This window comes from Variovorax sp. PAMC 28711, assembly GCF_001577265.1.
Taxonomy (GTDB): Bacteria; Pseudomonadota; Gammaproteobacteria; order Burkholderiales; family Burkholderiaceae_C; genus Variovorax.
In genome coordinates this window covers 4,154,848-4,168,611 of record NZ_CP014517.1, presented here as the reverse complement: position 1 = coordinate 4,168,611, position 13,764 = coordinate 4,154,848, and the positions used below count along the sequence as shown (strand labels likewise).

At 65.4% G+C, this 13,764-nt stretch carries 16 protein-coding genes; 13 read left to right on the top strand and 3 right to left on the bottom strand.

Annotation, left to right across the window (positions count from 1 at the left end; all coding sequences use genetic code 11):
• The first annotated feature begins 14 nt into the window (after positions 1–14).
• The 8 genes from AX767_RS20115 (at position 15) to AX767_RS20080 (ending at position 7,553) form a co-directional block, all read left to right on the top strand.
• A complete protein-coding gene (locus AX767_RS20115; RefSeq protein WP_068632956.1) occupies positions 15–1,484 on the top strand; it encodes a M20 family peptidase in 1,470 nt (489 codons plus the stop codon).
• A 43-nt stretch (positions 1,485–1,527) separates the two neighbouring features.
• Positions 1,528–2,703: an acetyl-CoA C-acyltransferase gene (locus AX767_RS20110; RefSeq protein ID WP_068632954.1), complete on the top strand. Its 1,176-nt coding sequence runs from the start codon at positions 1,528–1,530 to the stop codon at positions 2,701–2,703.
• 172 nt (positions 2,704–2,875) lie between these two features.
• A complete protein-coding gene (locus AX767_RS20105) occupies positions 2,876–4,732 on the top strand; it encodes an acyl-CoA dehydrogenase (RefSeq protein WP_068632952.1) in 1,857 nt (618 codons plus the stop codon).
• Entirely contained in the window at positions 4,732–4,971 is a 240-nt protein-coding gene (locus AX767_RS20100) for a hypothetical protein (RefSeq protein WP_068632951.1), read from the top strand. The genes AX767_RS20105 and AX767_RS20100 overlap by 1 nt, the downstream gene beginning before the upstream one ends.
• Positions 4,968–5,252, top strand: coding sequence for a Dabb family protein (locus tag AX767_RS20095; RefSeq protein WP_068632949.1), 285 nt, complete (start codon positions 4,968–4,970; stop codon positions 5,250–5,252). The genes AX767_RS20100 and AX767_RS20095 overlap by 4 nt, the downstream gene beginning before the upstream one ends.
• A gap of 27 nt (positions 5,253–5,279) precedes the next feature.
• A complete protein-coding gene (locus tag AX767_RS20090; protein WP_068632947.1) occupies positions 5,280–6,077 on the top strand; it encodes an SDR family oxidoreductase in 798 nt (265 codons plus the stop codon).
• A gap of 2 nt (positions 6,078–6,079) precedes the next feature.
• Positions 6,080–6,514, top strand: a complete 435-nt coding sequence (locus tag AX767_RS20085) for a PaaI family thioesterase (protein WP_068632945.1) — start codon at positions 6,080–6,082, stop codon at positions 6,512–6,514.
• A gap of 22 nt (positions 6,515–6,536) precedes the next feature.
• Positions 6,537–7,553 carry an NADP-dependent oxidoreductase gene (locus AX767_RS20080; protein WP_068632944.1) on the top strand — a complete coding sequence of 339 codons (1,017 nt, stop codon included), beginning with the start codon at positions 6,537–6,539 and terminating at the stop codon, positions 7,551–7,553.
• On the opposite strand, the gene AX767_RS20075 is transcribed toward AX767_RS20080, so the two are convergent.
• On the bottom strand, positions 7,550–8,377 hold the full coding sequence (locus AX767_RS20075) for a hypothetical protein (RefSeq protein WP_068632942.1): 828 nt from the start codon (positions 8,375–8,377) through the stop codon (positions 7,550–7,552). The two genes, AX767_RS20080 and AX767_RS20075, sit on opposite strands and share 4 nt — an antisense overlap.
• A gap of 36 nt (positions 8,378–8,413) precedes the next feature.
• Here AX767_RS20075 and AX767_RS20070 point away from each other — a divergent pair, with 36 nt between their 5' ends.
• The 5 genes from AX767_RS20070 (at position 8,414) to AX767_RS20050 (ending at position 13,013) form a co-directional block, all read left to right on the top strand.
• Complete coding sequence (locus AX767_RS20070; RefSeq protein WP_068632940.1) at positions 8,414–10,054, top strand: isovaleryl-CoA dehydrogenase; 1,641 nt, start codon at positions 8,414–8,416, stop codon at positions 10,052–10,054.
• Positions 10,055–10,092: 38 nt separating this feature from the next.
• Positions 10,093–11,034 carry a glutathione S-transferase family protein gene (locus AX767_RS20065; protein WP_068632938.1) on the top strand — a complete coding sequence of 314 codons (942 nt, stop codon included), beginning with the start codon at positions 10,093–10,095 and terminating at the stop codon, positions 11,032–11,034.
• Positions 11,035–11,101: 67 nt separating this feature from the next.
• Positions 11,102–12,013, top strand: a complete 912-nt coding sequence (locus AX767_RS20060) for an SDR family oxidoreductase (protein WP_068632936.1) — start codon at positions 11,102–11,104, stop codon at positions 12,011–12,013.
• A 23-nt stretch (positions 12,014–12,036) separates the two neighbouring features.
• On the top strand, positions 12,037–12,669 hold the full coding sequence (locus tag AX767_RS20055) for an ABC transporter ATP-binding protein (protein WP_068632934.1): 633 nt from the start codon (positions 12,037–12,039) through the stop codon (positions 12,667–12,669).
• A 71-nt stretch (positions 12,670–12,740) separates the two neighbouring features.
• A complete protein-coding gene (locus AX767_RS20050) occupies positions 12,741–13,013 on the top strand; it encodes a hypothetical protein (protein WP_237288506.1) in 273 nt (90 codons plus the stop codon).
• Positions 13,014–13,026: 13 nt separating this feature from the next.
• Here the strand turns inward: AX767_RS20050 and AX767_RS20045 are convergent, their stop codons facing one another.
• Together AX767_RS20045 and AX767_RS22085 are read right to left on the bottom strand one after the other, a co-directional pair.
• The gene (locus AX767_RS20045; RefSeq protein WP_068632931.1) at positions 13,027–13,404 is read right to left on the bottom strand and encodes a hypothetical protein; all 378 of its coding nucleotides are present in this window, start codon (positions 13,402–13,404) and stop codon (positions 13,027–13,029) included.
• A gap of 61 nt (positions 13,405–13,465) precedes the next feature.
• Positions 13,466–13,597 (bottom strand): hypothetical protein, encoded by a 132-nt coding sequence (locus AX767_RS22085; RefSeq protein WP_257721702.1) that lies wholly within the window; start codon positions 13,595–13,597, stop codon positions 13,466–13,468.
• Positions 13,598–13,764 lie beyond the last annotated feature (167 nt).

Below are 13,764 nucleotides of genomic sequence, written 5' to 3'. Positions count from 1 at the left end.
TCACACCGCGACCCATGATCAAACGCGTTTTGCTCGGACTGTTGCTGGTGCTTGTGGCACTGGTGGCTGCGGTCGCCGTCAACACCTGGCGCACGCCATCGCGACAGCTCGCGGTGGCGCCCGCGCCCACATTCGATATCGACGTCGACGCGGCCGCGAAGCGGCTGGCTGGCGCGATCCCCATTCGCACGGTGTCCAGCCTGGACGACATCTCGGGCAACAACGCTGAGTTCGACAGGCTGCACGCTTATCTCGCACAAGAGTTCCCCAAGGTTCACGCCACCCTGAAGAAGGAAGTGGTGGGCCAGAAGGCGCTGCTTTTCACATGGGCCGGCACCGATCCTGCCGCCAAACCGATCGCGCTGATGGCGCATCAGGACATGGTGCCGATCGCGCCCGGTACCGAGAAGGCCTGGAGCGTCGATCCTTTCAGCGGTGAGATCAAGGACGGCTATATCTGGGGTCGCGGCACGCTCGACAACAAGGGCAACCTGTTCGCGCAAATGGAAGCCATCGAAGGCTTGGTCGGCGCCGGCTTCAAGCCGAGGCAAACCGTCTACCTGGTGATGGGCGACGACGAAGAGGTGAGTGGCCTGCGCGGTGCGCTGCCGATCGCCGAGCTGCTGAAATCCCGCGGCGTCCAGCTCGACTGGGTGCTCGACGAAGGGCTGCTCGTGCTTGACGGCGTGTTGCCCGGCCTCTCCAAACCCGCAGCGTTGATCGGCCTCGCCGAAAAAGGCTACGGCACCTTCTTCCTGTCGCTCGACACCGCGCCGGGCCATTCGTCGATGCCGCCGACCCACAGCGCGATCGGCTTGATGAGCGCCGCGCTGGCACGGCTCGAAGCGACACCGATGCCCGGCGGTATCAAAGGCGTGGCCGGCGACATGTTCGGCACGTTGGCGCCTGAAATGAGCGGCGTGAACCGCGTGATGCTGTCCAATCTGTGGCTCACCGGGCCGCTGGTCGCGGGGCAACTCGAAAAAAGCCCGAGCAGCAACGCCATGCTGCGCACGACCACCGCGCTGACGATCGTTCGGGCCGGCAACAAGGACAACGTCTTGCCCGGCCGCGTCGAGGCCGCAGTGAATTTTCGCGTGCTGCCGGGCGACTCGCTGGCGAGCGTCGAAGCGCATCTTCGCAAGGCGCTTGGCAACGACGCGATCCAGGTCAAGGCCTACCCCGGCAACTCGGAGCCCTCGCCGATATCGCCGACCGACAGCGCGGGCTATCTCGCGATCCAGAAGACGGTGCGCGAGGTGTTCAGCGATGCCGTGGTCGCGCCGGGCCTCATGACCGCCGCCACCGACTCGCGCCATTTCAGCGCGCTGAGCGCCTCTGTTTACCGCTTCTCGCCGGTTCGCGTGAAGGCCGAAGACCTCGCCCGTTTCCACGGCACCAACGAGCGTCTCGCCATTGCGAACTACGCCGAGATGATCCAGTTCTATCACCACTTGTTGCGCAATGCCGCGCAGTCCCGGTAGCCCCGTTCACCCCCCGTTCAACCCTCTTCAAAGGAAACCACCCATGACCAGCGCCGTCATCGTCTCCACCGCCCGCACCCCGCTCGCCAAGAGCTGGAAAGGCGCCTTCAACATGACCCATGGCGCCACGCTTGGCGGCCACGCGGTCCAGCACGCCGTGCAGCGCGCCGGCATCGACCCGGCCTCGGTCGACGATGTGATCATGGGTTGTGCGACGCCCGAAGGCGCGACCGGCGCCAACATCGCGCGCCAGATCGCACTGCGCGCCGGCCTGCCCATCACGACCTCGGGCATGACCATCAACCGTTTCTGCTCGTCGGGCCTGCAGACCATTGCCACCGCAGCGCAACGCATCATCGCGGGCGAGGGCGAGGTCTACGTGGCGGGTGGCGTCGAGAGCATCTCGTGCGTCCAGAACGAAGCCAACAAGCACATGATGACCGACCCGTGGCTGGTGAAGAACAAGCCCGAGATCTACTGGAACATGCTGCAAACGGCCGAGCAGGTCGCCAAGCGCTACAACATCGGCCGCGATGCGATGGACGAGTACGGCGCTGCCAGCCAGCAGAAGGCCACCGCCGCGCTGGAAGCCGGCCGTTTCAAGGAAGAGATCGCCCCGATCACCGTGCTGGCCGGCGTTGCCGACGCGGTGCTGGGTCTGCGCACCAAGGAAGTCACCATCGAGAACGACGAAGGCATCCGCGCCGGCACCACCAAGGAAGGCATCAGCGGCATCCGCTCGGCCATGCCCGGCGGCCTGATTTCGGCCGGCAACGCCAGCCAGTTCTCGGACGGCGGCGGCGCCTGCGTGCTGGTCGACGAAAAGTACGCCGAGCAAAAGGGCCTGAAGCCCATCGGCCGTTTCCTCGGCTTCGCCGTGGCCGGTTGCGAGCCTGACGAAATGGGCATCGGCCCGGTTTTCGCGATTCCCAAGGTGCTCAAGCGCCTCGGCCTCACGGTCAACGACATCGACCTGTGGGAACTGAACGAAGCCTTCGCGGTGCAGGTGATCTACTGCCGCGACAAGCTCGGCATTCCGGCCGACCGCCTGAACGTGGACGGCGGCGCGATCGCCGTGGGTCACCCGTACGGTGTGAGCGGCCAACGCCTGACGGGCCATGCGCTCATCGAAGGCAAGCGCCGCGGTGCCAAGAAGGTGCTGGTGACGATGTGCATCGGCGGCGGCATGGGCGCTGCGGGCGTGTTCGAAGTCATTTGATTCGCCCCCAGGCTGCGCGGCACTTCGTGTCCGCTGCGCCTTCCCCCTTCCGGGGGCAACACCGGCGGACCGGCAGAGCCGGAACCGCGGTGTTTCACGAACGGGCCGGGCTTCGCCGGCCGATGGTTGGCGGCCGCGCAGCGGTCGCTGACCTCCACACCGAGATCCGATCATGAGCCTGCGCCCCACACTCGACTTTTTGCTCTACGACTGGCTCGATGCCGAGTCGCTGAATCAGCGCGATCGCTTCACCGACCACTCGCGCGAAACTTTCGACGCGGTGCTCGACACCTGCGAGCGCATTGCGCGCGACAAGTACGCGCCGCACAACCGCACGGTCGACATGCAAGAGCCGCATTTCGACGGTGAGAAGGTGATCCTGCCGCAAGCCACGCACGATGCGCACAAGGCTTTCGTCGACTCCGGAATGATGAGCGCGGCGCAGGACTACGACATCGGCGGCATGCAGCTGCCCTACACCCTGCAGGCGGCCGCGAGCAGCTTCTTCGCGATGGCCTCGGTGAGCATCGGCTCGAACATGCTGACCAGCGGCAACGCCAACCTCTTGCTGGTGCACGGCACCGACATGCAGAAGGAAGTGTTCGCGAAGAATGAATTTTCGGGCCGCTGGGCCGGCACGATGTGCCTGTCCGAGCCGCAGGCCGGCTCGTCGCTGAGCGACGTGGCAACACGCGCGGTGCCCGACGGCGAGGACTTTCAGGACGATCCGCTCGGGCCGCGTTACCGGCTCACGGGCAACAAGATGTGGATCTCGGCGGGCGACCACGAGCTCACCGAAAACATCGTGCACATCGTGCTGGCGAAGATTCCGGACGAGAACGGCAAGCTGGTGCCGGGCACCCGCGGCATCTCGCTGTTCATCGTGCCCAAGAAAATGGTCGACACAGCAGGCCAACTCACCGGCGAACGCAACGACGTGGCGCTGGCCGGCCTCAACCACAAGCTCGGCTGGCGCGGCACCACCAACACGCTGCTCAACTTCGGCGAGGGCAAGTTCCCGGTGGATGGCCAGGCCGGGGCGGTCGGCTACCTGGTCGGCCAGGCCGGCAAGGGCCTGCACTGCATGTTCCACATGATGAATGAAGCGCGCATCGGTGTCGGCACCGCGGCGACCATGCTGGGCATGGCCGGCTACTACGCCTCGCTCGACTACGCCAAGGCGCGGCCGCAAGGCCGGCTCGTCAAGAAGCCGACCGACGGCTCGGGCAGCGCGGTCGGCAAGGACTCCGCGAGCCCGCAGGTGCGCATCATCGAACACGCCGACGTGCGCCGCATGCTGCTCGCGCAGAAGGCGTACTGTGAAGGCGCGCTGGCGCTCGAGCTCTACTGCGCCCGGCTGGTCGACGAACAGAAGACCGGCGATGCGCAGGGCGCCGACGATGCGCGGCTGCTGCTCGAGGTGCTCACGCCGATCGCCAAGAGCTGGCCGAGCGAGTGGTGCCTGGAGGCGAATTCGCTGGCGATCCAGGTCCACGGCGGCTACGGCTACACCCGTGATTTTCCGGTGGAGCAGTACTGGCGCGACAACCGCCTCAACATGATCCATGAGGGCACGCACGGCATCCAGGCCGCTGACCTGCTGGGCCGCAAGGTGCTGATGGAGGGCGGCCGCGGCCTGACGCTGTTGGCCGGCCGCATCACCGATACGATCGGCCGCGCGGCCGAGGTGCCCGAGCTGGCTCACCACGCCAAGGCGCTGAGCGAGGCACTGCAACGCATCGGCAGCGCGACCGAGGCGGCCTGGTCGACGGGCGACCCGGCCGATGCCCTGGCAAACGCCGTGCCGTATATGCAAGCCTTCGGCCACACGGTGCTGGCCTGGATCTGGCTTGACGTCGCGCACAGAGCGCTCGCGATCGATGCTGCAAAATCGAAGGCTGCCACCGCAGGACGAACGGGCGCCACCGCCTATTTCTTTCACTACGAACTACCCAAAATCGGTGCTTGGCTCAACGTGGTCGAAAGCCGCGATCCCACCTGCACCGCTTTGCCCGAAGAGGCTTTTTGATGACCACCGGAAGTTACATGCCCCAGCTCAAATCCAGCGCGCCGCCCAAGCCGCACGCACGCCTAGAGAAGTGGATCTGGATCCTGATCTATGCAGGGTTGTTCCTGTTCATCCTCGGCATCGCCACCGGCAGAAGCGAGGCTGTGACCGGCTGGCTGCTGGCCGCGCCGGGCGCCATTGCCGTCGCCGTCGGCGTGGTGCTGATCTACGTTCGATCACGCTTCAACGACCCGAAATGATCAAGCACATCGTGATGTGGAAGCTGATCGACGCTTCCACGGCGCCGCGTTTCAAGGCCGAACTCGAGCGCTGCAAGGGCCTGGTGCCCGGCATGCGCGAGTTCGAGATCGCCACGCGTGCCGAAGGCTTCGAGGCCAATCACGACGTGGTGCTGTACTCGGTGTTCGACGATGCTGCCGCACTCGAGGCCTATCTGGTCCATCCGACGCACAAGCAGGTCGCGGCCACGCTCGGCACGTTGCGTGAGTCGCGCAGCGTCTTCGACTATTCGATTTCCTGAATTCATCTTTTTGCCGGAGACACCCGCATGACCCCTCGTACCACGCAACAGCTTTTCGATCTCACCGGCAAGACTGCACTCATCACCGGTGGCTCGCGCGGTCTCGGCCTGCAGATGGCGCATGCGCTCGGCGAAGCCGGCGCGAAGATCATGCTGAGCTCGCGCAAGGCGGAAGACCTCGAACAGGCGGCCGCCGAACTGCAGGCCGCCGGCATCGACGCGCGCTGGATCGCAGCCGACTGCTCCAAAGAAGAAGACACGCGCCGGCTGGCCGACCAGACGCTCGAGCGCATGGGCGCGATCGACATCCTCGTGAACAACGCCGGCGCGAGCTGGGGCGCCCCGGCCGAAAGCCATCCGGTGGCGGCCTGGGACAAGGTGATGAACCTCAACGTGCGCGGCTATTTCATCCTCGCGCAGCAGGTCGCCAACGCTTACATGATCCCGAAGAAGGCCGGCAAGATCATCAACATTGCGTCGATCGCAGGCCTGAACGGCAATCCCCCCGAGATGCAGACGCTGGCCTATAACACCTCCAAGACGGCGGTCATCGGCTTCACGCAGACCCTGGCTGCCGAGTGGGGGAAGTACGGCATCAACGTGAACGCCATTTGCCCGGGCTTCTTCATGACGAAGATGGCGAGCGCATTGGTCAAGTCGATTGGCGAAGAAAAGATGGCCAACGCCGCGCCGCTGCGTCGCCTGGGCGATGAAGAAGACCTGAAAGGCCTGACCTTGCTGTACGCGAGCGATGCTGGAAAGCACATCACCGGCCAGTGGCTGGCGGTCGACGGCGGCGTGAGCGTGGTTCTCGGCGCAGCCTGACCATGAGTTTGTCCTTTGGCGTCGCGATCCCGTTCGTCGACCACCTTGGCTTCACGCTCGAACGCTTCGAGAACGGCGAATCGGAGTTGCACTACACCGCGGCGCCCGAGCACCTGAACAGTTTCTTCGTCACGCACGGCGGCGCCTGCATGACACTGATGGACGTGACCATGGCCGCGGCGGCGCGCAGCATGCAGAACGACATGGGCGTGGTCACCATCGAGATGAAGACCAGCTTCATGCAGCCCGCACGCGGACCGCTCGCGGCCAAAGGCCGGCTGATGCACCGCACCGCGACGATGGCCTTTACCGAGGCCACGATCTACGATGAAAAAGGCCGTGCCTGCGCGCACGCCACCGGCACCTTCAAATACGTGAAACGGCTTCCCGTCGACGGCAAGACCGTTCACAGCCTGCAGCCCCTGTCGACCGACTGAATTTTTTCCACAAGAGACACTCATGCCAACCAACAAGCAAATCCACCTCGACAACCGCCCCGAAGGCGAAGCCACCGCCAGCAACTTCAAGCTGGTGAGCGTCGAAACGCCCGCGCTCGCCGACAACCAGGTGCTGGTGCGCCATCACTACATGAGCCTCGACCCCTACATGCGCGGCCGCATGAACGACTCGAAGAGCTACACCGCGAACCAGCCGACCGGCGCCGTGTTCCAGGGGGGCACCGTGGGCGAAGTGATCGAGAGCAAGCATCCGAAGTACGCGGTGGGCGACAAGGTCGTCGGTTTCGGCGGCTGGCAGGAATACAGCGTGGTCGATGCTTCGGTGCCCGGCGCGCTGAAGAAGGTCGACACCACGCACGTGCCGCTGTCGCACTATCTCGGCGCCGTCGGCATGCCGGGCGTGACCGCCTGGTACGGCCTGGTGAAGATCATCGCGCCGAAGGAAGGCGAAACCGTCGTCATCACCGCTGCCTCCGGCGCGGTCGGCAGCGCGTTCGGTGCGCTGGCCAAGGCGCGTGGCTGCCGCGTGGTCGGCATCGCCGGCGGCCCGGACAAGTGCAAGTATGTGACCGACGAACTCGGCTTCGACGCGTGCATCGACTACCGCGCGCACCCGGACGTGAAGAGCATGAGCACCGCGCTGAAGGAAGCCTGCCCCAAGGGCATCGACGGCTACTTCGAAAACGTCGGCGGCTACATCTTCGATGCCGTCATGCTGCGCCTGAACGCGTTCGCACGCATCGCGATGTGCGGAATGATCGCCGGCTACGACGGCGCGCCACTGCCGCTCGCCAACCCCGCGTTGTTCCTCATCAACCGCGTCAAGCTCGAAGGCTTCATCGTCAGCGAGCACATGGAGATCTGGCCCGAAGCGCTGGCCGAACTCGGCCAGCTGGTCGGCAGCGGCAAGCTCAAGCCGCGCGAGTCGGTCGCACAGGGCATCGAGGCGGCACCTGAAGCTTTCCTCGGCTTGCTGAAGGGCAAGAACTTCGGCAAGCAGCTGGTCAAGCTGATTTAACGCGGCGGCACGAAGGCGCGGAACCGGCGCACGATCATTTCGTAGGGGATGTTCTTGCCGTGGCTCTGCGAATTCATCAGCAGATAGAAATTCTGCTGTCGCGCGATTTTCGGAACGGCCGGCGGACCGGCCTCGCTGATTTTCTTGCCGTCCAGCCACCAGACCACCTTGAGTGTCCTGGGCTCGAACGACGCGCTGAAGGTATGGACCTGGCGGCGGTCGAGTACCGGGCCCAGTTCCCAGTGGGGACTGCGCTCGGTCTGGTGCTTGGGCCAGATGCCGGTCCAGCTGTGAACGGTGCCGAGCCAGCCCGTGGTGAACCCGCCTTCGTCGACGTCCAGTTCCATCCAGCGCTGGAAGTCTTTCGGATCGCCCGGATACACGTCGCCCTGGCTGAGGTTGTGTTCGCGCGGCATGAGCCACAAGGCGGGCCAGTGGTCCCGGTCGTTGCTGGAGAGATAGGTTTCGAACTCCACGAAGAATCCCCGGTCACCCGCCAGCGTCGGCAAGGTGCCCTGCGCGCCGACAGGCGAGAGGGTCGTGACGCCGCCGGTCAGCTTGATGGCCAGCCCGTCCGGCACCGTCCGATACGTGTCGGGTGGAGCCCGGAAGGTGTCCCAAATCGCACCGTTGTAGAGCTTGAAGCTTCCCTGTCCATCGGGCGAAATGTCGGTCGCCTTGGGGCACACGTCGATCACGGCACGGGTGAAGCCCATCGCGCGCGCCGCGGGGGGCACGGCGCGATCGGCGCAGGGGTCCGACGGTGCGGCAGCGGCGACCGTGGCGATCGACCAGGAAACCAGGAATAAAGCGAGGCAATGCATGCAGACATCATCGCCGCATTGAGGCATTCTTGCCCCATGAACCCGACCCACGAAGTCTGCAATCAACCCGCGCCGCTCGTCGACTACAACCTGTTCGACACCCATCGCCCGTTGCAGGACGCGCTGCGCTTCAATGCACCGCATCTGGAGACGAGCGCTCTGCGCCAACTCGGTGAAACGATCGGCAGCGTCGAGATGCAGCAACACGCCCGGCTGGCCAATGTGCATCCGCCGCAACTGCACACGCACGATCGCTTCGGCCGGCGGATCGACGAGGTGGAATTTCATCCCAGCTATCACGCGCTGATGAAAGCTGCCGTCGGTGCCGGCCTGCATGGCACGCCGTGGACGAGAACGTCCGCCTCGCCGCATGTGCTGCGCGCCGCGGGCTTCATGTTGTTCACCGAGCTCGAGCCTTCGATGCTGTGCCCGATTTCGATGAGCTATGCGGTCACGCCGGCGCTGCGCAGCAATGCCGGCGTGCATGCCGACTGGGGCCCGAAGCTGGCCAGTCTCGGCTACGACCCGGCGCTCAAGCCCTTTGCGGAAAAGCCCGGTGTGACCATGGGCATGGGCATGACCGAGAAGCAGGGCGGTTCGGATGTGCGCGCGAACACCACGCGTGCCTTGCGCGTTGGCATCGATGGATGGGGCGAGCGCTATGAGATCACCGGCCACAAGTGGTTCTTTTCGGCGCCCATGAGCGACGCATTCCTCGTGCTCGCGCAGGCGCCCGCCGGATTGAGCTGCTTTTTCTTGCCGCGCGTGCTGCCCGACGGCAGCCGCAACGCCATCCACATCCAGCGTCTGAAAGACAAGCTCGGCAACAAGGCCAACGCGAGTTCCGAGGTCGAATTCCACAGCGCCAACGCGTGGCTGATCGGCGAAGAGGGGCGGGGTATTCCGCAGATCCTGGAGATGGGCACGATGACGCGACTCGACTGCGCCCTCGGCACCAGCGGGCTGATGCGCCAGGCGCTCGCGCTCGCGTTGAACCACACGGCGCAGCGCAGTGCGTTCGGCAAGCCACTGATCGAACAGCCGCTCATGAAGAATGTGCTGGCTGACATGGCGCTCGAAAGCGAAGCCGCCACCGCGCTCGCGATCCGCCTCGCGCGCGCGTTCGACAAGCCGGACGATGCGCACGAGCGGCTGATGGCGCGCCTCCTCACGCCGGTCGCCAAGTTCTGGATCTGCAAGCGCGGCAGCCATTTCGCGCAAGAGGCGATGGAATGCCTCGGCGGCAACGGCTACGTGGAGGAGGGCGGCGAGGGCGTGATGGCGCGCATCTACCGCGAGATGCCGCTCAACTCGATCTGGGAAGGTGCCGGCAACATCATGGCGCTCGACCTGCTGCGCGGCCTGCGAAAAGGCGACGCCGTCGCGGCACTGGCACAAGAACTCGCTCCCGCTCGCGGGCAGCACGCGGCGTTCGACCGGATGGCCGACGCGCTGCCTGCGCGCATCGATGCCATGGCCACCGAATCCGAAGCGCGCCGGCTCGCCCAAGACGTGGCGCTGGCCGTTCAGGCTGCGCTGCTCGTACAGACCGCGCCGGCTGCCGTGCACGATGCCTTTTGCGCCTCACGGCTCGGCGGCGATTGGGGGCATGCGTTCGGGACGCTCGGTACGGGCGCCGATTTCGATGCCATCATCGAACGCGCAATGCCCCGTTGACACCTCGCCCGGACCCCTTCCCACGAAAGACAAAACCCATGGCCGACCTCATCCTCCACCATTACGTCACTTCTCCTTTCTCCGAAAAAGTCCGCCTCATCCTCGGCGTGAAGAAGCTGCCCTGGAAGTCTGTCTTCATCCCGGCGATCATGCCCAAGCCCGACGTGCTGGAACTCACCGGCGGCTACCGCAAGACGCCGTTCCTGCAGATCGGCGCCGACATGTATTGCGACAGCGCACTCATCGCCGACGTGCTCGAGCATTTGCAACCTGAATCGACGCTGTATCCCGAGCCCGAAAAAGGCATGTCGCGCATCCTGGCGCAATGGGCCGACACCACGCTCTTCTGGGCCGCGATGGCCTGGAACCTGCAGCCCCGGGGCGCGGCCGAAGTCTTCGCCACGGCGCCGCCCGAAGCAGCCCGAGCCTTTGGCGAAGACCGCGGCAAGATGACCACGGGCAACATGACGCGGCTGCGCCCGGGCGACGCCACCAGCGCCTACAAGTCGTACCTGCGGCGCCTTTCCGACATGCTCGACGACAAGCCCTACCTGCTTGGCGAAGTGCCGTGCATCGCCGATTTCTCGGCTTACCACCCGCTCTGGTACACGCGACGCATCGAGGCGGTGAAGGGCATCCTCGACCTGACCCCCGCGGTGCTTGACTGGATGGACCGCATCGCCGCCATCGGCCACGGCACGCCCGACAGGTTCAGCGCCGATGACGCCATCGCCGCCGCCCAAGCGGCCACGCCAGCTTCCTTGCTCAGCGACAGCACCTTCCAGGACGACCATGGCATTCCGCTCGGCAGCGCCGTCAGCCTCCGCGCCGAGAGCTTCGGGCTCGAAGAAACCGCCGGCACGCTCATCGCGGCCTCGCGCATGCACTACACGCTGGAGCGCACCACGGATCGCGTCGGCACCGTGCACGTTCATTTCCCGCGCATCGGCTACGTGCTGAAGCTGCGGGAACCTTCGTGACTGCATCGCGCGCGTTTCCGGCATTCAATAGCGGCTCTATCCCAGAAAGAGACAAGGACACCGGCAAATGATTCAGGATTTCAAGGGCAAGACCGCCGTTCTCACCGGCGCAGGTTCGGGCTTCGGCCTCGAATGCGCGCGCATCGGCGCCGCTCGCGGCATGAACCTCGTGCTGGTCGACGTGCAGCAGGACGCGCTCGACAAGGCCCGGGCCGAAATCGAAGCGGCTGGTGTGCAGGTGCTCGCCCGCAAGGTCGATGTGTCGAGCGCCGCGCAAATGGAGCAGCTCGCAGCCGACGTCAAGGACCGCTTCGGCGCGCCGCACTTCGTCTTCAACAACGCCGGCGTCGGCGCCGGTGGCTTGGTGTGGGAAAACACCGTGGCCGACTGGGACTGGGTGTTCGGCGTCGACGTCATGGGCGTGGTGCACGGCGTGCGCCTCTTCACGCCGATGATGCTCGAGGCCGCCGCCAAAGACCCGGCCTACCGGGGCCACATCACCAACACGGCCAGTATGGCGGGCCTGCTGACCGCGCCGAACATGGGCGTGTACAACGCCGCCAAAGCGGCGGTCGTGAGCCTGACCGAAACGATGTACCAGGACCTTGCGCTGGTCACCGACCAGGTGGGCTGCAGCGTGCTTTGTCCGTACTTCGTGCCGACCGCGATCACAAGCAGCGAGCGCAACCGGCCCAACGCACCCAAAGACAGCGAGCTCACCAAGAGCCAGCTCATCGGCCAGGCCATGAGCAACAAGGCTGTGAGCAGCGGCAAGGTCAGCGCCGGCGAAGTGGCACACAAGGTCTTCAAGGCCATCAGCGACAACCAGTTCTATGTGTTCAGCCACCAGGGCCCGAGGGCGCTGGGCAACATCACGAGCCGCATGGAAAACATCGTGGCCATGAAGAATCCGGCCGATCCGTTCCTGGAGACGCCTGACATCGGCGCCAAGCTGCGCGAGCAGTTGCGCAGCGCCTGACGGCCTTGCGGTACGGTGGGGGCATGAACTTGCCGACCCGCGCCACCGTCCTCGACATCCACGACCTGCGCTTTGCCTATGCGCCAGACCCCCCGCTGGTGGCGAACTGGTCGCACGCCATCGGCCCAGGGGTCACGCTGCTGTATGGCGAGACAGGCAGCGGCAAGTCGACGCTGCTTCGCGTGCTGTCGGGGAACCTGGCGGCGCAGGGGCGGTTGGCGCTGGCCGGTACCGACGCCAGGACCGACCCGGCAGGGTACCGTCGCCACGTTTTCTTCGTCGACCCGACCACCGATGTTTTCGACCAGGTCACCGGCCTTGCCTGCACTGCCACGCTGCGCGAGGGCGATGCGGCGTTCGACGAATCGCGCTGGCAATCGCTGGTCGATGGGTTCGGCCTGCTGCCCCACATCGAAAAGCCGATGTACATGCTTTCCACGGGCTCGAAGCGCAAGGTGTGGCTGGCGGCGGCACTGGGGTCGAGCCGCCCGCTCCTCCTGTTCGACGAGCCGACGAGCGCGCTGGATGCCGGCTCTGTGCGGAGACTTTGGGAAGCGATTGCCCAGGTGGCGGCGCAGCCCGGCCGTGCCGTCTTGATCGGCAGCTACGAGCGCATTGACCGGGTGCCGCTCGCCGCTACCATCGAGCTGCCATGAGTGCAATCCTTCGATCCCCCCTCATCCTCCTTTCGCTCCTTGCCTGCCACGCTGCAGCATTCGCGGAGGAGGTGAAACTGCCCGTCCAGAGCAGCGACACCGGCACTGTTTACGTGGCGCCGAACGTCAATTCGACAGAAGACTCCGCCACCACGACCGGCGCGACCGTGGGGATGCAGCGGCCCGACGGCAGCGGCCTCAATGCCGGCGTCGACAAGGCGGGAGAGCGGCCGACGTATTCGGTGGGTGCCAGCACCGGCGGCAACACCTCGTTTTCGGCCGGCGCGCATTCCGATGGCAAGGCCAACACCGGCGTGAAGGCCGGCATCACGATCAAGTACTGAACGCGCCGCGCGGTCAGCGCTGCCGGTCGTCCGGGTGCTCCTTGGCGAAGCGCTTTTCGGCTCCCACGAGATGGCTCACGAGGATGTGCGAAATCAGGTTCACGCCGATGCCTCCGAACATCAGCGGGAACAGGTACAGCGCAAAGGAGATTTCGGAGACGAAGAGCGCGTCATCGGCCAGCGAAGGCGTTTCTTTCGCCACCGCAGCGATGTGGCGAAGGAAGTACACATCGAAACCGGCGATCGCCACCATCACGAAACCGAGGATCAGCACCGTGACGCGCGAAACCGACCGCGTGGCGAGGAGGGCGGCATAGATCGCGAACGGCAAGACGGCCGAGACCGCCACCATGACCCAGAAGTCGAGCTGGGCAAAAACGGAATTGCTCATCGCCGGATTGTCCTGCGATCCGGCGGCGTGACGGTGCTTCGCCGGTACACCCGGCGGCGGATCAGCCGAATTGCGTGTCCGACGCCGGCGGCGCGGGGCGGTCGGCGAACAGTTCGTCCATCTTGCGGGAGAAGGTGTAGCCGCTGAAAGCGACGACGGCGACGAGGCCAAGAGACATCACGAGGGTAAACATGGAGCGACTCCGGTGGATTGGAATCGCGAGTCTAGGGTAAACCCTAGTACATCGTTCGGGGAATGGTTATCCCGCCGCGAGCGGGCCACCCTGCAGCCCGGCCCGCAGATCGACGACGCGGCCGGACCGGAGGCGAGCGCGCTGCATGTGCAGGCGGCGCATGCAGG